The sequence below is a fragment of the Pseudomonas sp. S35 genome, from assembly GCF_009866765.1.
GTDB lineage: Bacteria > Pseudomonadota > Gammaproteobacteria > Pseudomonadales > Pseudomonadaceae > Aquipseudomonas.
The window spans coordinates 5,322,036-5,342,549 of the sequence record NZ_CP019431.1; the positions used below are offsets into that span (position 1 = coordinate 5,322,036).

Here is a 20,514-nt window from a genome sequence, read left to right on the forward strand (position 1 = left end):
TCATCAGCATGGAGAGCGCGCCTGTGAACACACCATCCCAGGTCTTTGAAGGCATCGAAAGCAACCTCAATCAGATCGGTCATCACCTGCTCAATGTCGAAGCACCGCTATTGCCAGAACACAAACCCTCAGCCGAACAGGCCTATCTGGAAAAAACCAACGCAATCCTGGCGAGCTACCGGCAGCAGTTCCTGCACAAGAGCCGAACGCTTTACCAATCGCTGAAACAGGCTGACCTGCCTCAACAACTGGTCACGCTCAAGGCCACACTCAACACCCATCTGGAACACCTCGACCGTTACGAGCAGATCGACGGAAAACCGCGTAAATCCTTCATGACCTTTGAAGCCGGTTTCACTGCCCTTGCCAACGAAACCGCCCTGAGCGCCCAGGACCGTCTGCTGCACCCGCAACAACAGGCCATGCTGGAACGTGTGCCGCTGGGCAGCACACTGCGGCCTGGTTTCTATGCGTTGACCCTGGACTATCAAGCACAAACCATCGAACTGGCCGGGGCCTTTGTCCTGACCGAACGCACCAGCCCGGTCGTCACCGACCTTTCCTCCATGCCGGCCGTGGGCGAAGTGATGCTGTTCACCCCCACGCGCGGGATTGAAACCTTTGGCTCCCTGCCTCAACTGAACGCGCATTTGCTGCGCGGCATGGACGACGCCGCGCAACGCCGCGACTTCATGCACCTGCTTCCGGTGCGCTACCACCACATCAGCCCCGGCGCGATCTGGCCGCTGGCACTGACGCCCATCAATGACCGGCCGCTGTTCGAACATACCTACAACGCCCTGATCGATAAGCGCAACGCAGACATTGACCATGCCCTGAGCCTGGTGAACAACCCCGAGCAGGCCGTGGACACGCTGATCAGCGCACTGGACCACGCCATCGTCGCGTCCCTGCCCGACCTGGCCGCACGCCTGGCGTGGCGTGCCCAGAGCGTGCTGGAGCGCTACCTGCGCCAGAGCGCCCCGGACTGGTACCGCAGCGCCAGCGAAACCCGCCGGGCCGAATTGGCCGGGCACCTGGCAGACTACAACACCGCCCGCCAACACCTGCTTGAACTGCTGGGCCCGGTCACCACGCCTGCAACACTGGCTCGCTATCAACTGCTGGAGCGGCTGAGCGAAGACCTGGATATCCACGACCTGGAACCAGAACGCCTGGTGATCAATACCCGTCGCTACGTCTCCCCCATCGGCGAGTACGAACACGACCGCAACCTGATCGACCTGACCCTGCGCGGGCTGCACGAAGGTGACGAACAGACGGGCTCGGACTTCCTGAAAAAAACCACGCTCACCTATCAAGAGGCGCCACTGCCAGAGGCATACAAGGACCTCACCGTGACCTGGCTGGTACAGACGCTTAGCACCCTGCAACCGCGCCTCGACTTCGCCGCTGCGCAACAACAGATGCATGCAAAACCCGAAACCAGCCTCGCGATCGAACAGATGCTCGACCAAAGGATCAACGCGCTGGCCTATACCGCCGTGCTCGAGGGCCATCTCAGTGAAGACGACTTCCAATTGGTGCAGACCCTGCGCCAAGGCACCGACGCCCGCCTGAGCGCCGCAACCCTGTCTCTGCATGAGGCCCAATTGCAGGATATGTGGGTGCTGCGCCAGAGCGACGGCAACGGCAAGGTCATACGCCTGCTGCTGTGTACCCCCGAGGCACCTGGGCGGCAGCAATTCCAGGCATTCGACGATGAGGTTGCCTGCCAGCAGCACATCCTTGGCTGGAGCCTGGACAACGGTTCGAAACAACCGCCCGGCACCCTCACCGATTACCTGATCACACGGGTCGCCTTGCGCTTTCGTGCAGCGATGAAGCAGGTCTTGACTGGCCTGAGTTTCAAGCCTCATGCCGAGGAATACAAAGAGGTCCGCTTTGGCAACATCGGCAACCATGCTCATTGCCTCAAGGCCATGTCGGCCCATGTGCTGGCGACACGGGTGGACGACTATGCCTTCAGCACACCGCACTGGTACCGCTCCACCAGTAACGCCAACCGCCAGAAGCTTTTGAAACTGGCTGACGACGCCGAGGGTGCACTGCATGCCTACAACGTCTTTGCGCTGTCCGAAGCGCACTTCCCCAGCTTCCCCGACTTTCTGCATGAGCAGGCAAAAAAGCGCCTGAACGAGCTGCTGGGACGTCACCAGAACGATGTCGACCCCGATACCGTCTGGGCCTTCTCGCCGCCGGCACTGCTCGGCGCCTGGACGCCGAAACCGCTGACCTACACCCAGCTGTACCGTGACGGCTACGCGGACGGCGTGGGTTTTCTCGACGAAAAGTTTTCGCGGGCGGCCCGCTTCAAAGGTCCCAACGGCATTGACCTGAGCCCGCTGACCGCAGAAAAGGTCGCCCGCTCGGTCACTGGTGTGTGGATCGGCCAGCGCTACATCAACGAGGTCAGGGCCCGCCTATTGAATGTCGGCAGCGCGGATTACGAGTTGCGGCGCAATGCAACCCTGAGCATCACCCAACGCCAGATGCAGAACGCTGCCCTGGAGTGCCGCCTGCAAGGGCATATCGCCGGGGTCGATTGGGAGTGGCTTGAACGCAGTATCGCCAGCATGGGCAGTACCGCCACCGACCAGCGCGGTACCTATGCGATCCATCGGCTACTGGTCGACGGGGAGTGGGTCATCGACAACTTCCTGTTCAGCCACAGCGGCTTCCCGACGTTGCTCTACACCCCCAACGCACCGGATGGCATCAGCTTTCGCGAGGCCCGGCAGTTCAATTACCTGCTGAAAAAAATTCCCGGCATGGTCGGCTATTTGACCCTACGGGTAGGGGCCCAGTCGCAGACGCGGGTACGGACTTTCCTGGAAAACGCCAAGGCGCAGTTACCCGAGGACCTGAACAAGACCTCCGTCAGCCTTGCGCGCTACGACGCCACTCGCGTGCCCCTGCCGGACCTGCGCCAAGCGCTTTACAACATGAAGCTGCAGCGCAAGATCGACGATGTTGAAGGCACCACGGTCAATCGACTCAAGATGATCACCGGTATTCTGTGGACCTGCGTGGAGTGGGTCACTGCGATTGCCACCGCGCCCTTCCCCGTCCTCAGCCTGAGCCTGGGCATGCTGCTGGCGTTCAAGGACGGCATGCTGGCCTTGCACGCTTACCAGCAGGGCGATACCGGCGCCGCCCTGGAGCACTTGATCGGCTACATGCTCAACAGTGCCGGCGCCGCATTCACCGATCTGCGCCCGGCCCTAGTGTCCCTCAGGCAGCTTGCCCGACCCGCCGTGAGCCCGATCGCCAGGCGCACTGCCGTCCCCAGCGAAGCCTTGAAACTTGTCCAGCCTCTGCAACCCAAGCCCTTGGCCCTGGAAGACATGCAAGCGGTACTCTTCGATGGCCAAGCGCTGTGGGCGAAGAAAACCCCGGACCCCATCGGCCGCTACCTGCTCTACCGACTGGACCCGGCCAGCGGCAAACTGGTCTCCACCACACGCGTGGCAGCCCCGGATGCGCAAGGCGTCTGGAGCCGCACCGGGATCACCGGCGGCGCACCTAAATATGAAAAACTGCCCGACACACCGGAGCCGCTCAAGCCCTATGAAATACCGGTGAAGTACGCGAGCAAACTGGAACTGGCGATCAATCCGGATGTGCGGGCCAGCATCGTGCAGCGGACTGAATGGGAGTTCCGCTCGCGGGAGGGCGCGCTGGGGCACGTCGCCAGCGAGTTGCACTCCCTGCGCACCACTTATTTGCAACAGGCCGAACGCTTGACGAGTGACGCCGAAGAGTTCTTCAAACACCTTGATCCGTTGCCGGCCCGCGCCGACGTCCCGGCCATCGACGCCGACGCCTCATTTACGCAGCTACTGGCCAGCGATGCCTTGGCCGCAAACCGGCACTTGGTCATCGGCGCGGCACCAGGCTCCATCGCCAGTAAAGAACTCCTGATAACGCAAATGGACAGCTTGCTGAGCAAAGGCTTCACGCACTTGTACATCGAGCACCTGCCTGCCGATTTATTCCGCACAAAATTGCAGAAGCTCAACACCGGTAAATCCTGGCAGCACATCGAACGCCACCTGAAGACGATTGACCAGGCGTTTGGCTTCGCCGAAGACGCCGAGTATTCGTTTGTCGCCCTGGTGCGCCAGGCGCAAAAAAAGGGCTTGAAACTCAGAGCCCTCGACGCCTCGACCTCGTATCAACTGGAGGATGCCCTGCAAATGGGCGACACACCGGCGACGACGCCGCGGGATAACGCGGCCAGGAACTTCTATTCCCACAAGACCATCGAGACCGACGCCATCGACGAGCCCAACGCTCGCTGGATCGCGTTAGTGGATTCCTCGCGCCTGCGTACCTTCGATAAAACGCCGGGCCTGGCCGACTTGCACGACGCGGTGGCCTTGCGGGTGGACGATGTCGGCCCAGGCCAGCCGGTGGGCATCTGGATCGACGAGCCGGGCGCCATCGTCGGCGATCCACTGGCCCACGCTGACTACCGGCTGACCCTTCACACAGCCTATGCGGCGCCCGAGCCGGTAACGCCATCCGGTGCTGGGGCAGTTGCTGTCGCTAACCACTTCAGCGACTACGACATCGCGCCGCCGTTGCGCGCCAGCATCGCTCAACAGGCTACTACGCGATATGGGCTCAATACACGTTACTACTCGACGGCCCCGGATCATCGCGAAGCACTCCAGGCGTTCCAGAACACCAGGGAACGCCTGAGCACCGAGGCACAAACCTATATGGCCAGCCACGTGCCGCCCACCAGGCCCGACCCTTCGGTTCTGGGCTCGCCGAAAACCCCAGAGGCGCTGCTGGAAAGCATCCGTCACAGCGAGTTCACCGGACTGGTGATCGGTGAAGGGCACCGGGCGGAGTCCAGCAAACGGTTGTTGCGCGAGTACATGGGGCACCTCAAGGCGCAGGGGTTCAAGACCCTGTACGTAGAACACCTGATGACCGATTTGCATCAGGCAGAGCTGGATACCTTCCTGCGCACCCAACACCTGCCGGCCCCCCTCAAGCGCTACCTTAACTATCTGGACCAGGGGCAAATGCGCGGCTACAAAGGCCGCGATACGTACACGGAAGTCATCCAGGCAGCCGGCAAGCATGGCTTGCGCGTCCGCGCCCTGGACTGCGCCGCCAGTTATCACCTCAAAGGGCTGGGTGGGGACATGTCTGTAACGCGCAACCAAATATTCAGCTACTTCGCCTCCAATGTGATCAAGGCCGACCAGGCGGCGCATGGGCCACACAAGTGGGTCGCGTTCATCGGCAGCACTCACACCAACAACAACCTGGGGGTGCCCGGACTGGCGGAACTGCAAGGTGCCGTCAGCCTGCATGTCAGGGACACGCCCCCCGCGTTGGCGCGAAACATTCGCCCCGGCACCTGGGAGACATTTTCCGAAGGCATAGACCTCGATGCCAGGGCCTTGCGTAGCGACTTAGTTCTGGAGGCCGGTGTGGAAGGCTTAACGGCGCCAGCGCCGTTCGTTCCGGTCGACCGGTCTCGGCTGAAAAGACCCGGCCATTTCCTGATCGAACGCCCAACACCGGCGCAGAACAATGTGCTGCACCGTTCGCGCACCGGGGAAATTGTGTCGACGCCCATCAAGGTCAATGCTGACGGCCTGTATTACGTCGACCGCTGGGAACCGATGCAGGGCAAGCGCTTCAGCTACGAAAGCACCTTGATCAGTGCACTGCGGGTGGAAGTCGGGCTGACCCCCGCGCCCTGAGTCGTTGAAGGCCTGGCCCTGATTGCATGACAGCCAACAAAACAAAAAACCCGCTGGCCAAACTGGCCCAGCGGGTTTCTTGTTTTAACAGCCAGCCGATCAGAAATCTGCCAACTGCCACACTTCATACGCCGGTGTCTCGTAGGGGTGGCTGAGCTTCAAGGCCGCGACAACCGCCTTGATCCACTCATCGGCCACCACCAACTCGACTTTCCACTCTTCAACCACTTCAACCTGGCCCACCTGCCCGATAAACGGCTGGCTGCCGTCCAACGCGCGGAATTGGCCCTGGCCCAGCACTTGCCAGGCGCAGCTGTCGTAGTCGCCGATGCGCCCGCCACCGGCTGCGAAGACGGCGGTTTTCACCGTCTCCACATGGCTGTCGGGCACAAAGAAGGCGAGCTTGTACACGGTCTTAGTTCACCCACACGCGAGCGTTGCGGAACATGCGCAGCCAGGCGCCGTCCTCGTTCCACTCTTCCGGACGCCACGAGTTCTGCACGGCGCGGAATACCCGCTCCGGGTGCGGCATCATGATGGTGACGCGACCGTCGCGGCTGGTAAGGCCGGTGATCCCGCGCGGCGAACCGTTCGGGTTGGCCGGGTAGGCCTCAGTGACCTTGCCGTGGTTGTCGACGAAACGCATGGCCACGCAACCGGACAGGTCGGCTTCGAGCAAGGCTTCTTCGCTTTCGAACTCGGCATGGCCTTCACCGTGGGCGATGGCGATTGGCATGCGCGAACCGGCCATGCCTTGCAGGAAGATCGAGTTGGACTCCTGCACTTGCACCATGGCGACACGGGCTTCGAACTGCTCGGAACGGTTGCGCACAAAGTGCGGCCAGAACTCGCTGCCGGGGATCAGTTCGCTGAGGTTGGACATCATCTGGCAACCGTTGCACACACCCAGGGTGAAACTGTCGTTGCGCTCGAAGAAACCTTGGAACGCGTCGCGGGCACGGCTGTTGAACAGCGCCGACTTAGCCCAGCCTTCACCGGCACCCAGCACGTCGCCGTAGGAGAAACCGCCGCAAGCCACCAGGCCTTTGAACTCGTTGAGGTCAACACGACCGGCGAGGATGTCGCTCATGTGCACGTCGATCGCATTGAAGCCGGCACGGTCGAACGCCGCCGCCATTTCCACCTGGCCATTGACGCCCTGCTCACGCAGCACGGCAACCTGTGGGCGGATGCCTTTCTTGATGTACGGCGCGGCGATGTCCTGGTTGACGTCGAAGCTGAGCTTGGTGCTCAGGCCCGGGTTGTCTTCTTCCAGGATCACGTCGAATTCCTGCTCGGCGCAGTCGGCGTTGTCACGCAGGCGTTGGATCTGGTAGCTGGTCTCGGCCCACTGGCGTTGCAGCAGGCGGCGCTGGCCGGCAAACACGGTATCGCCATTGAACGAGATATTGATTTCACCGTTGTTGATCGGCTGGCCGATCACGGCCACGCAGTCGTCCAGGCCAGCGGCGCTGAATTGTGCGAGTACATCCGGCGTGGCGTCCTGGCGCACCTGGATCACCGCGCCCAACTCTTCGTTGAACAGGATGCCGTTGATTTCGGCAGCATCCTCGGCAACGCTGTCGAGCACGATGTTCAGGCCGCAGTGACCGGCGAAGGCCATTTCGACAACGCTGGTCAGCAAGCCGCCGTCGGAACGGTCGTGGTAAGCCAGCAGGTGGCCGTCGGCGTTGAGGCCCTGGATCACGGCGAAGAAGGCCTTGAGGTCTTCGGCGTCGTCGACGTCCGGCGCATGTTTGCCGAGCTTGCCGTGGGTTTGCGCCAGGATGGACGCGCCCATGCGGTTCTGGCCACGGCCCAGGTCGATCAGGATCAGGTCGGTGGTGCCCTTGTCCATGCGCAGTTGCGGGGTCAGGGTCTGGCGCACGTCGGTGACCGGTGCAAAACCGGTGACGATCAGCGACAGCGGCGAGGTGACGCTCTTGTCCACGCCTTCTTCGTTCCAACGGGTGGCCATGGACATGGAGTCCTTGCCCACCGGAATGGTGATCCCCAGTTCCGGGCACAGCTCCATGCCGACGGCTTTTACGGTGTCATACAGACGCGCGTCTTCACCTGGGTGGCCGGCAGCGGACATCCAGTTGGCCGACAGCTTGATGTCAGACAGCTTGCCGATGCGCGATGCGGCGATGTTGGTGAGGGTTTCACCAATGGCCATGCGGCCCGACGCCGGAGCGTCCAGCAGGGCCAGCGGCGTACGCTCGCCCATCGCCATGGCTTCACCGGTGTAGACGTCGAAGCTGGTGGCGGTGACGGCAACGTCGGCCACCGGAACCTGCCACGGGCCGACCATTTGGTCACGGGCAACCAGGCCGGTGATGGAGCGGTCGCCGATGGTGATCAGGAAGCTTTTGCTGGCCACGGCCGGGTGGTGCAGCACGCGTTCGATACTGTCGGCCAGTTCGAGTGTGCTTGGGTCGAAATCATCACCCAGTTCGGCTTCACGCACCGCCGAACGGTGCATGCGCGGGGCTTTGCCCAGCAGCACTTCGAGTGGCATGTCCACTGGGTTGTTGCCGAAGTGGCTGTCGGTCACCGTCAACTGCGGCTCGGCAGTGGCTTCGCCGACCACCGCAAACGGGCAACGCTCGCGTTCGCAGATGGCCTGGAAGCGCGCGAAGTCTTCAGGGCCGACGGCCAGCACGTAGCGTTCCTGGGATTCGTTGCTCCAGATTTCGTGCGGGGCCATGCCCGGCTCGTCGTTTGGAATGTTGCGCAGTTCGAAACGGCCACCACGGTCGCCATCGTTGACCAGTTCCGGGAAGGCGTTGGACAAACCGCCGGCGCCGACGTCGTGGATGAAGCTGATCGGGTTCTTGTCACCCAACTGCCAGCAACGGTCGATGACTTCCTGGCAGCGACGTTCCATCTCTGGGTTTTCGCGCTGTACGGAAGCGAAGTCCAGGTCGGCCGAGCTGGTGCCGGTGGCCATCGAAGAAGCCGCGCCGCCGCCCAGGCCGATCAACATCGCCGGGCCGCCGAGCACGATCAGCTTGGAGCCGACCAGGATCTCGCCTTTCTTGACGTGTTCTTCACGGATGTTGCCCATGCCGCCGGCCAACATGATCGGCTTGTGGTAACCGCGCACTTCATCACCATGAGGGGTGGTGATGGACTGTTCGAAGGTACGGAAGTAGCCGGTCAGCGCCGGGCGCCCGAATTCGTTGTTGAACGCGGCGCCGCCCAGCGGGCCTTCGATCATGATGTCGAGTGCGGTGACGATGCGCTCAGGCTTGCCGTACGGCACTTCCCACGGCTGTTCGAAGCCTGGGATCTGCAGGTTGGACACGGTAAAACCGGTGAGGCCCGCCTTTGGCTTGGCGCCACGGCCGGTCGCGCCTTCGTCGCGGATCTCGCCGCCGGAACCGGTGGCTGCGCCCGGGAACGGGGCAATCGCGGTCGGGTGGTTGTGGGTTTCAACCTTCATCAGGATGTGCACCGGCTCCTGGACCGCGCCGTACTGGCGGGTCTCGGGGTCCGGGAAGAAACGGCCGGCGACGCTGCCGACGATGACCGAGGCGTTGTCCTTATAAGCCGACAGAACGCCTTCGCTGTGCATCACGTAGGTGTTCTTGATCATGCCGAACAGGCTTTTTTCCTGGTTCTCGCCGTCGATGTCCCAACTGGCGTTGAAGATCTTGTGACGGCAATGCTCGGAGTTGGCCTGGGCGAACATCATCAGTTCGATGTCGTGGGGGTTGCGCTGCAAACCGTTGAAGGCGTTGACCAGGTAGTCGATCTCGTCTTCGGCCAGGGCCAGGCCCAGTTCAGTGTTGGCCTTCTCCAGGGCAGCACGGCCGCCGCCGAGCACGTCAATCGCGGTCAGCGGCTTGGGCTCGGCGTGGCTGAACAGGCCGGCAGCTTGTTCCAACTGGCTGACGATGATCTGGGTCATGCGGTCGTGCAGGCTGCTGGCGATCAGCTCGGCCTCGGCGTCGCTGAACTGGCCGGCAACGTAGAAGGCAATACCGCGCTCCAGGCGCTGGATGCTCGCCAGGCCGCAGTTGCGGGCGATGTCGCTGGCCTTGCTCGACCAGGGCGAGATGGTGCCGAACCGCGGCAGGACCAGGAACAAGCGGCCGGTCGGCTCTTGAACGGGAACGCTTGGGCCGTACTTCAGAAGGCGTGCCAGCACTTGCTGTTCGTCGGCGGCCAACACGCCGGTAACGTCGGCGAAGTGAGCAAATTCAGCATACAGGCCTGTAACCGCTGGAACCTTCTGGCTCAGTTGTTCAAGGAGTTTGCTGTGGCGAAAGGCAGAAAGGGCAGGAGCGCCGCGCAGGATCAACATCTTCGGGACAGCCTCGGGAAGGGGTGTGCTTTGAGGCCGTGCATTCTAGCGTAAACCATCGCCAACGGCACCCGAAACGGTACGGGTAGACGCTGCCGAACGTCAGTTGGCAGGGTTTGCACGCAATCGGGGCGTTATCCAAGGCATTCGGCGCAGTTATTTTAACCGTCACAATTGCCCGCCAAGCCACGTTTCTGCGGGCTGCAGCACAGTTTTGGCAGCGCTAGCAGACAAGACCGCCGCTGTCGAGATATGGCGCCGTGGGCCGTTTGCGTATACTGCGCAGATGTTCTCCCCAACTGCTTTGCGCCCGCGATGCGCCAAATGGCTCATCGCCACCGGACTCTTCCTGATGCTCAGCGCCTGTGTTGATAAACCCAGCACGCTCGAGCGAATCAAGGAGGATGGCGTATTGCGGGTGATCACCCGGAACAGCCCGGCCACGTATTTCCAGGACCGCAACGGTGAAACCGGTTTCGAATACGAACTGGTCAAGCGGTTCGCCGACGACCTGGGCGTGAAGCTAGAGATAGAGACCGCCGACAACCTCGACGACCTGTTCGGCCAACTGGGCAAAGCCAACGGCCCGGTGCTTGCCGCGGCCGGGCTGGTCAGCAGTGAGCAGCGCCAACAACAAGTGCGCTTCTCCCATCCTTATCTCGAAGTCACTCCGCAGGTCATCTACCGCAACGGCCAATCACGCCCCACCAATGCGGCGGACTTGGTGGGCAAGAAGATCATGGTGCTCAAGGGCAGCACCCACGCCGAACAGCTGGCCGAGCTGAAAAAGCAGAATCCTGCGATCGAATACGAAGAATCCGATGCCGTTGAGGTGGTCGACCTGTTGCGCATGGTGGACGAGGGGCAAATCGACCTGACCCTGGTGGACTCCAACGAAGTGGCGATGAACCAGGTGTACTTCCCCAACGTGCGCGTGGCGTTCGACCTGGGCAACGCCAGCAACCAGAGTTGGGCCGTAGCCGCCGGCGAAGACAACAGCCTGCTCAACGAGATCAACAGCTACCTGGACAAGGTGGAAAAGAACGGCACCCTGCAGCGCCTCAAAGACCGTTATTACGGGCACGTCGATGTCCTCGGTTATGTCGGCGCCTACACCTTCGCCCAACACTTGCAGCAACGCCTGCCCAAGTACGAGAAACACTTCCGGGCCTATGCCAAGGAAGAAAAGGTCGATTGGCGCTTGCTGGCGGCCATCGGCTATCAGGAATCGCTGTGGCAACCGGCGGTCACCTCCAAGACCGGCGTGCGCGGCCTGATGATGCTGACCCAGAACACCGCCCAAGCCATGGGCGTGTCCAACCGCCTGGACCCCAAGCAAAGCATCATGGGCGGCGCCAAGTACCTGGCCAGGATCAAGCAAGAACTGGACGACAGCATCGCCGAACCGGACCGCACCTGGTTTGCCCTGGCCGCCTATAACGTGGGCGGCGGTCACTTGGACGACGCGCGGCTGTTGGCGAAGAAAGAAGGCCTGAACCCGAACAAGTGGCTAGACGTGAAAAAGATGCTGCCGCGCCTGTCGCAGAAGCAGTGGTACAGCAAAACCCGCTACGGCTACGCCCGAGGCGGTGAGCCGGTGCACTTTGTGGCGAACATCCGGCGTTACTACGACATCCTGACCTGGGTGACCCAGCCGCAGTTGGAAGGTAACCAGGTGGTCGAAGGCAACCTGCATGTGCCAGGCGTGGACAAGACCAAACCGCCGGAAGACAACCCGAAGCTCTAGGTACCCGTGTGGGAGAGCGCTTTGTGGTAAGCCGGCCGGTGATCGGGCCTTTGTAGTGAAGGGGCTTTTGTGGTGAGCGGGCTTGCCCCGCGCTGGGTGGCGAAGCCGCCCCAAAACCAGGCGCTACGGTTTTCCTGAAAAATCGCGGCGGCCCTATTGGGGCCGCTTCGCAGCCCAGCGCGGGGCAAGCCCGCTCACCACAAAAGCCGCTCACCACAAAAAGCCTGCTCACCAGAGAGGCCCGCTCACCACACACGAACTGCAGCTCATTCAAATGGCTCAACGTTGATCGACGTCGTCTTATAAACCAGTGATCAGGTGCACAACACCGCCCGGCAACACCATCACCGCCGGCACACTCGCTGCTTTCAACGCCGCCTCATCCAATCGTCCCACATCCTGCAACTGCACCCTTACCCGCGTCAGCGCCACCCGCTGTTGCGACTTGAGGTTATCCGCACCCCCCAACGCACTCAGCACTTCGGGCGACAACAGATTCTGCGTCGGTGCCTCGACCGTCTCGGCGATCAAATCCGGGGTCAGGGCCTTCCAGAACGCCTGCTTCAATTTATCCAACATGCTCAGTTCTCCAGCACAACGGTGGCTGTTTGATAGTCGCGCAGGGCCTCGCGCACTTGGGCGGCTTCTTCCAGGCCCAGCACCTGGCGGGCGATGCTCTGGCAGTCGACCAGGTCCAACTCGCGCACGGTGGCCTTGATAGTCGGGATCAATGGCACGCTGACCGACAACTCATCGACCCCTAACCCGATCAACAACGGCACGGCCAGCGCTTCCGACGCCAACGCGCCGCAGACGCCCACCCATTTGCCGTGGGCATGAGCGGCCTTGACGGTGGTGGCAATCAGGCGCAATACCGCCGGGTGAAAGCTGTCGGCCTGGCTGGCCAGCCGTGGATGGTCACGGTCCATCGCCAGGGTGTATTGGGTCAGGTCGTTGGTGCCGATGGAGAAAAAATCCACATGGGGCGCAAACACGTCGGCCATCAAGGCGGCGGACGGCACTTCGATCATGATGCCCAGCTTCGGCAGCTCGACAAGCCCCAGCGCCAGCGCCTCTTCTTCAAGGATCTTGCGCGCCAGGTGCAGCTCCGACAACAGGCTGACCATCGGTAACATGATATGCAGCCGCGTCAGGCCGGCACTGGCGAGGATGGCGCGCAACTGCTCGCGCAGTAGCTGTGGACGCTCCAGGCACAGGCGAATCCCGCGCAAACCCAGGAATGGGTTGGTCTCCGCTTCCATCGGCACGTAGGCCAACGGTTTGTCGCCGCCCACGTCCAGGGTGCGCACCACCAGGTTGCGTTCAGTACCCAGGGCACGGGCGATGGCGCTGTAAGTGGTGGCCTGTTCCTCGGGGCTCGGCGCGCGGTTACGGTCGAGGTAGAGGAATTCCGAGCGCAGCAGGCCCACGCCTTCACCCCCTAGGGTCAGGGATTGCTCCACCTCCTGAAGCGAAGCGACGTTGGCCGTGACCTCGACGTGATGACCATCGCGGGTGATGGCGGGCAACGCAGCCTGCGCCACATCGCGCTGATGCCGCTGCACCTGTTGTTGGCGAGCCACTTCCAAGCGCTCGATTTCAGCCAGGTTCGGCGCCAGATGCAGCTCGCCTTTATCGGCATCCAGCAGCACCTGCTTGCCATTCGCCAGCGCCAAGACCTGCTCCGGCACCCCGCAGATCGCCGGCAAGCCCAAGGCACGGGCGAGGATCGCCACATGGCTGGTCGCCCCGCCGCCGACGGTGACAAACCCCAGCACTTTGCGGGTGTCGAGCGTGGCGGTTTGCGACGGGGTCAGCTGTTCGGCGATCAGAATGGCGCGCTCGGGCAGGTCCCAGGCGCGGTCCTCAATACCCAGGATCAGTTTGAGTACACGCTGGCCAACATCGGCCAGGTCCGCTGCACGCTCGGCGATCAGCGCATTGCCCAGGCCCTGAAACAGCTTGACCGTGACGGCCGTGGCGCCGTGCCAGGCAAACGCCGCGCTCTTGCCCTCGGCGAGCAGGCCGTAGGCATGTTCCAACAAGGTCGGGTCTTCGAGCAGTTCCTGATGGGCGCGAAAAATCTCCGCCTGGGCGCTGCCGACGGCCTTGGCTTGCAAGGTTTGCAACGCTTCAGTGGCAGCCCGTAGCGCGTGCGCCAACACGGCACGCTCGGCCTCTTCGCCTGCGCCCTTTTCAGGGATATTCAGTTCAGGCTCAGCCACCTGCACTACCTGGCCAAACGCCGACCCGGGCGATGCGCATACACCCCTCAGCACAGTGGTCGCCACCTCCGGTTCAACCGTCGCAACCGCTGCCGCGACCGTCTCGCCACAACCTTGCGTCAGCAATTGCACCAAGGCCTTGATCGCCGCCTCGGCATCATCCCCCGCCGCACTCACCTGCAAGGTATCGCCCTGCACGGTTTGCAGCGCCATGATCGCCACCAGGGATTTCGCATTGGCGCTCTGGGTTTGCTTGTGCAGGTAAATGCTCGCGTTGAAGCCCTTCGCCGCCTGGGCAAACACCGCCGCCGGGCGCGCATGCAGGCCATTGGCGTTGGGCAGGCTCAGCGGTTTGGAGAACAACGCGTCGCCCTCCTCCTCGTCCGCCACGTCAAGCGCCTGACCTGTGGATAACGCCAGCAGCGGCTGGCCGCTCTCGACTACACCACTGGCCAGCAGGGTGAACGGTTCGCCGCTGACCACCAGCATGAGGGTCAGCAAACTGCGGGCATTGAGGGCCACATAGTCAGCATCAAAGTCGATCAGCGGCTCGCCGGCCTCGACCCGCTGGCCTTCCTTGACCAATCGGGTGAAGCCCTTGCCTGCCAGGTTCACGGTGTCCAGGCCGATATGCATCAGCACCTGCACGCCATTGTCGTCGGTGATGCTGACCGCATGCCCGGTGTGCTGAATATTACTGACCACTCCGGCCAACGGCGCGCACAGGGTCTGCGAGGTGGGATCGATGCACAGGCCGTCGCCGATCATGCGGCTGGCGAAGACCGGGTCGGGCACCGCGTCCAGCGCCAGCAGTACACCGGACAACGGCGCCAGCAGTTCCAGGGGTTTCAATGCGGTCATGACTTCACCTGTTGTTGTGTTCTGTAAAAATCATTGGCAGGAAACAAATCCTGAGGATGACAGGGATCAAATGTGGGAGGGGGCCATGCAGTTATTTCCACCAATACTCGACTTGCACACCAAAATTCGACCCATGCCGCGCAGTGCCATAGGAGCCGGTGTCGGACAACGCCGAACCCGCCGCCAGTTCATTCGCCGCACGCTTGGCCGCTTCGTTCCAGGTGGCATAGGTGTAGTACAAGCGCACTTCCGGCCGCGCCCAGAAATCCGGGCCTTTGGGCGACCAGGTCGGGGCGAAGGTAAATTTGCTCAGCTTGCGTGTACCGCCGCTGGCATCGACTTGATCATGGCCCAGCTCGGTGACGAGTTTGAATTGTTCGCTGATGGCATAGGCCGGGCGCACGCCGAGGGACATCCAGGTCTGATCCTGGCTGCCAGGGCGAATGTCCTTCTGGTACACCGCCTCGACCTGCCCGCCAAAACGCGGCGTGACCTGCCAGTCGAAGAACTCCACGGCGCGATAACTTTTGCTGCTCTTATCCAAGAAGGTATTGCCGGTGTAACCCAGGCCGGTGCCCGGGCCTTCGCCGTACTGCAACGCGAACTTGTTCTTGCCGCCCAGGAAAGGCTTTTGCACATGCTGCGCCGTCAACGCCCAGCCGCTGTTGGTATCGCGGCCACCGGCCTTCTCGATATAGCTCAAGCCCAGCTCCAGCTCGCCGCCGGGGTTGGTCTTGAAGCCGGCGACGTTGAAGTCGTGACGGGTGGCGTATTCCTTCTGGTAGAGGTTGTCCTTGCGCGAAATGGCGTAGCTGTACTTGAGGTCGCCGATCAGCACGTCCTCGATACCGCCGCCGGTGGCGCTCTGGTTCCAGTAGTAGAAGTCGGAAATATGGATGTCGTTACGCTTGTAGTAACGCCGACCGGCCCACAGCGAACCGCCGTTGAGGGCGGGCACGTTCGACCACTGCGCATACATCTGCGGCATGCGCGCCGAGCCGTTGTTCTCGCCCTGGAACTTCAGCTCGCGGTCGTATTTGTTGTAGAGCGAGGCCATGGCGTCGACGCTGAGCACTGAGCCGTCGTCGAGGGTCAGCAGGTCCTGGCGCAGTTCCAGTTCGGCGTACTGTTCGCATTCGTTCCCCAGACGGTATTTGGATTGCGCCCCTGGCAGTTGGAAACATTGCTGCGGACCACTGCCGGTCGACGTGCCTGCGCCACTGCGCAAGTAACCGGCAAATTCCAGGGCCTGAGCGCCGAGAGGCAGGCTCAGGCAGGATGCAACGAGGCCCAGCTTTATTGTTGTTTTCATGAAGCACTCCGATATTTTTATTATGTTTTGGGTCTAGCGCCCCGTACTCCCGTACGGGGGTTGCAGCGGGTTTCAGTCCTTGAGGTGCAGCACAAAGGATTCGTAAGCGCGCAATACCACCGAGGCCGTACGCAGCGGGCAGTCGGGGTAGTTGCTGATCAACAGGCGTTGCTCGCTGGCCGGGTTGATCACGTTGTCCGGCAGCAGAATGTCGCAGGGCTTGCCATAGAAGTTGTTCAGCACCAGCAGCCGCTCGCCCTGGCCCTCGCGCAGGTACGCCCACACCTGGGGATGGTCCTGCAGCAGTTCGCGGTAAACGCCTTCCTGGATCAGCGGTTCGTGACGACGCAAGGCAATCAGCGCGCGGTAGTGATGCAGCACGGAATCGGGATCATCGAGTTGGTGCTCAACGTTGATCTGCGCGGCATTCGCCGGGAGACCGATCCAGGGCTCGCCCGTGCTGAATCCGGCATTGGCCTGCGTGTTCCACTGCATCGGCGTGCGCCCGTTATCGCGGGACTTCTGCATGATCGCCGCCATGCTCGACGCTTCGGACTCACCGGCATCGCGCTTGAGGCGATAGATGTTGAGGGTTTCCACATCGCGGTACTGCTCGATGCGCCCAAAGCCCGGATTGGTCATGCCCAACTCTTCGCCCTGGTACACAAACGGCGTGCCCTGAAGAAAGTGCAGCGCGGTGGCCAGCATCTTCGCCGAGACCACGCGGTGCTCGCCGTCGTGGCCAAAACGCGAGACCACTCGTGGCTGGTCGTGGTTACACCAGAACAGCGCGTTCCAGCCGCCACCGGCCTGCATGCCCAATTGCCAGTCAGAGAAAATCCGCTTGAGTTGCAGGAAGTCGAAGTCGGCCTTCACCCACTTTTGCAGGTTCGGGTAATCCACTTTCAGGTGATGAAAGTTGAAGGTCATCGACAGCTCTTTCGATTCTGGACGCGAGTAGCGAATGCAGTGTTCCAGGCTGGTGGAGGACATCTCGCCGACGTTGATCAGGTCATGGCCTTCAAAGACTTCGCGGTGCATCTCTTGCAGGTATGCATGCACGTTGGGGCCGTCGGTGTAGAAGCGGCGGCCATCGCTGTTGTCTTCGGGGAAATCGGCAGGCTTGGAGATCAGGTTGATCACGTCCAGGCGGAACCCGCCCACGCCCTTGTCGCGCCAGAAGCGCATCAACTTGAACACCTCGGCGCGGACCTTGGGGTTGTCCCAGTTGAGGTCGGCCTGGGTGTGGTCGAACAGGTGCAAAAAGTACTGGCCGGTCTGCGCTTCGTACTCCCAGGCCGAGCCGCCGAACTTGGATTCCCAGTTGTTCGGCTGGTCGCGCCAGATATAGAAGTCGCGGTAGGGATTGTCGAGGCTGCTGCGCGCTTGCTGGAACCACTCATGCTCGATGGAGGTGTGGTTGACCACGATGTCGAGCATCAACTTGATGCCACGCTTGGCCGCTTCGCCGATCAGCAGGTCGCAGTCGGCCATCGTCCCGTAGCTGGGGTCGATGGCGTAGTAGTCGCTGATGTCGTAGCCGTTGTCCCGTTGCGGCGAGCGCAGGAACGGGGTGATCCACAGGCAATCCACGCCCAGCCATTGGAGGTAGTCGAGCTTGTCCACGATGCCCAGCAGGTCACCGGTGGCGTTACCCGCGTGGCTGTGGAAGCTTTTGGGGTAGATCTGGTAGATCACCGATTGGTGCATGGGGGGTCCTTCAGTTGGTTGGGTGTTGGCGTTTAGGGCCTCATCGGGGCAAGCCCTCTCCCACATTTTTGGAATGCATTCCAACCTGTGGGGGGGCTTGCCCCCGATGGCGATCAATCAGGCAACCCGATAACCGGGCCGAACAATCTTCATGCTCAACGCACAGGTCAAAACAAACGGCACCACCATCGCAATCACCATCCCGATCACAAAACTCGGGATGAACTGCGGGATGATCGAGATAAACCCAGGCAAGCCACCGACGCCGATAGCCGAAGCCGTCACCTTGTTCAGCGAGAGGAAAATGCTGCCCAGCGCCGAGCCGAGCAATGCGGCGTAAAAGGGGAATTTGAAGCGCAGGTTCACCCCGAACATCGCTGGCTCAGTAATGCCGAAGTACGCGGAAATCGCCGAGGTCGAGGCCATGCTTTTGTCCCGCGCATTGCGGGTCATGTAGAACACGGCGAGGGCGGCGCTGCCCTGGGCCAGGTTGGACATCACGATCATCGGCCAGATAAAAGTGCCGCCCTGGGTGGAGATCAGTTGCAGGTCCACAGCGAGGAACATGTGGTGCATGCCCGTGATCACCAGCGGCGCATACAGCAGGCCGAAAATCGCCCCGCCGAGCATGGGCGCCAGGTCAAACAGGGTGACTACACCTTCGGTGATCAGGATGCCGAGGTGACGGGTCACCGGGCCGATGATTGCCAGCGCCAGCACGCCGGTGACGACGATGGTGGTAATCGGCACGACCAGCAACTGAATGGCATTCGGCACGCGGGCACGCAGCCATTTCTCGATCACGCTCATCACATAGGCCGCCATCAGGATCGGCAGAATCTGCCCCTGGTAGCCGACCTTTTCAATTTTGAACCAGCCGAAAATATCGAAATACGGCAGGCTCTGGCCGTCGAGCCCTGCCACGGCCTTGCCGTAGTTCCAGGCATTGAGCAGGTCCGGGTGCACCAGCATCAGGCCGAGCACGATGCCGAGGATTTCACTGCCGCCAAACCGCTTGGCCGCCGACCAACCCACCAACGCCGGCAGGAACACGAACGAGGTATTGGCCATCAGGTTGATCAGGCTCCACAGGCCATCCAGGTTCGGATAGGCCTCCAGCAACGTCTTGCCCTCGATGAACATGCCCTTGGCGCCCATCAGGTTGTTGATGCCCATCAACAGGCCGGCAATGATCAGCGCGGGCAGGATCGGCATGAACACATCGGAGAACACGCGCACCAGGCGTTGCATGGGGTTGGTCTTGTCGCCGCCGGCTTTCTTCACATCGGCAATGGTCGAGGCGGCCAAGCCAGTCTGCTCGCGCAGGGCGGCGTAGACTTTTTCCACCTCGCCGGGGCCGATCACGACCTGGAACAAGCCGCCGGTGAAGAACGAGCCCTTGACCAGATCGACCTGGTTCAACGCACTGGCGTTGACCAGGCTGGGGTCCTTGAGCGCCAGGCGCAGGCGGGTTACGCAATGGGCGGCTTGCTCAAGGTTGTCGCGCCCTCCGAGGTTCTCAAGAATCTCGTGGGCAATAGTCGAATAGTCGTGGCTCATGCTTGGTTTCCACTTTGATTTTTTTATTTGGGGGCAGTCATTGGCAGCACGCCGAGGCCAAAACTACTCGTCTGTACGAGTTAAAGCAACAACTCGTCTGTACGAGTTTGGAAACTATCGTTTTTGGGTTTACCAAGGGTCAATGGACAAACCCCACGGCTGCCACTAAGGTTCCTGCCTTGAACGCACAGTTCACTTACAAACAGTCGGGCACAGAGCCATCCCCATGAGCAAATACAACCAGATCTACACGGATCTGCTTGCCAGCATCACCACCGAACGCCTGCAACGCGGTACGCGCCTTCCTTCCGAAACCGAATTGATGGACAGCTACCAGGCCAGCCGTGGCACCGTGCGTCGCGCCATCGAGCAGTTGCAGGAGCGCGGCTTCGCGCAAAAAATTCATGGTAAGGGCACGTTCGTGCTGTCCCCCAACCCGATTGAATTTCAACTGGGCGGCATCGTCAGCTTCCACGAAACCCACGCCGACCTGGGCGATGACGTACGCACTGATGTAGTCGAATTCACCCAGTTCCCGCTGGAAGGCGCATTGCTGCAACACATCGAAGCCGAGCCCGGCACACTGATCACGCGGATCAAACGGGTACGGCGCATTGGCGGCAAACGGGTGATCCTCGACATCAACCACTTCGTCGCCGACCTGATTCCCGGCCTGGACCAGACGATTGCCGAACAGTCGATCTACGCGTTTATCGAGCAAACCTTGCAACTGCACATCAGCTACGCCCAACGCACCATTGAAGCCCTGCCCCGCAGCAAGGACGACCAGGCACACCTCGACCTCGACGGCCAAAGCCATGTGATCGTGGTGAGTAACCAGACGTTTTTGCAGGACGGGCGGCAGTTCGAGTACACCGAGTCGCGGCATACGCTGGATAAGTTTTACTTTTCGGATATTGCTCGGCGCTGAATGTTCCGTTGCCTAAACATTGTCGCAATTGTTGCATTTCCCTCGCCGGTACCTGGCGATAAGGTTCTGACCCGCCGCAAGAGGAGCAACACCGGCCTCTTGGACG

General features: G+C 61.6%; 10 protein-coding genes. 3 read left to right on the forward strand and 7 right to left on the reverse strand.

Translation table 11 applies throughout. The features are described 5' to 3' along the window. The first annotated feature begins 23 nt into the window (after positions 1-23). Positions 24-5,750, forward strand: coding sequence for a membrane-targeted effector domain-containing toxin (locus PspS35_RS23935; protein WP_238785929.1), 5,727 nt, complete (start codon positions 24-26; stop codon positions 5,748-5,750). Positions 5,751-5,849: 99 nt separating this feature from the next. Here PspS35_RS23935 and PspS35_RS23940 read toward each other — a convergent pair whose 3' ends face one another. Together PspS35_RS23940 and purL are read right to left on the reverse strand one after the other, a co-directional pair. Beyond that, positions 5,850-6,161: an NGG1p interacting factor NIF3 gene (locus PspS35_RS23940; protein ID WP_159937058.1), complete on the reverse strand. Its 312-nt coding sequence runs from the start codon at positions 6,159-6,161 to the stop codon at positions 5,850-5,852. A 4-nt stretch (positions 6,162-6,165) separates the two neighbouring features. Further along, complete coding sequence (purL, locus tag PspS35_RS23945; protein ID WP_159937059.1) at positions 6,166-10,062, reverse strand: phosphoribosylformylglycinamidine synthase; 3,897 nt, start codon at positions 10,060-10,062, stop codon at positions 6,166-6,168. A 286-nt stretch (positions 10,063-10,348) separates the two neighbouring features. Between purL and mltF the strand changes: the two genes are divergently transcribed. After that, positions 10,349-11,809: a membrane-bound lytic murein transglycosylase MltF gene (gene mltF / locus PspS35_RS23950; protein WP_159938112.1), complete on the forward strand. Its 1,461-nt coding sequence runs from the start codon at positions 10,349-10,351 to the stop codon at positions 11,807-11,809. A gap of 300 nt (positions 11,810-12,109) precedes the next feature. Here the strand turns inward: mltF and PspS35_RS23955 are convergent, their stop codons facing one another. From PspS35_RS23955 to treP, 5 genes are all read right to left on the reverse strand, one after another. Then, entirely contained in the window at positions 12,110-12,388 is a 279-nt protein-coding gene (locus tag PspS35_RS23955; RefSeq protein WP_065947917.1) for a PTS transporter subunit EIIB, read from the reverse strand. 2 nt (positions 12,389-12,390) lie between these two features. Then, positions 12,391-14,895 (reverse strand): phosphoenolpyruvate--protein phosphotransferase, encoded by a 2,505-nt coding sequence (gene ptsP / locus PspS35_RS23960; protein ID WP_159937060.1) that lies wholly within the window; start codon positions 14,893-14,895, stop codon positions 12,391-12,393. A 91-nt stretch (positions 14,896-14,986) separates the two neighbouring features. After that, entirely contained in the window at positions 14,987-16,207 is a 1,221-nt protein-coding gene (locus PspS35_RS23965) for a carbohydrate porin (protein WP_159937061.1), read from the reverse strand. A gap of 72 nt (positions 16,208-16,279) precedes the next feature. After that, a complete protein-coding gene (gene treC, locus PspS35_RS23970; protein WP_159937062.1) occupies positions 16,280-17,917 on the reverse strand; it encodes an alpha,alpha-phosphotrehalase in 1,638 nt (545 codons plus the stop codon). Positions 17,918-18,034: 117 nt separating this feature from the next. Beyond that, positions 18,035-19,477, reverse strand: coding sequence for a PTS system trehalose-specific EIIBC component (treP, locus tag PspS35_RS23975; RefSeq protein ID WP_159937063.1), 1,443 nt, complete (start codon positions 19,475-19,477; stop codon positions 18,035-18,037). 226 nt (positions 19,478-19,703) lie between these two features. On the opposite strand from treP, the gene treR reads away from it, so the two are divergent. Next, positions 19,704-20,408, forward strand: coding sequence for a trehalose operon repressor (gene treR / locus PspS35_RS23980; RefSeq protein WP_159937064.1), 705 nt, complete (start codon positions 19,704-19,706; stop codon positions 20,406-20,408). The last annotated feature ends 106 nt before the right edge of the window (positions 20,409-20,514 follow it).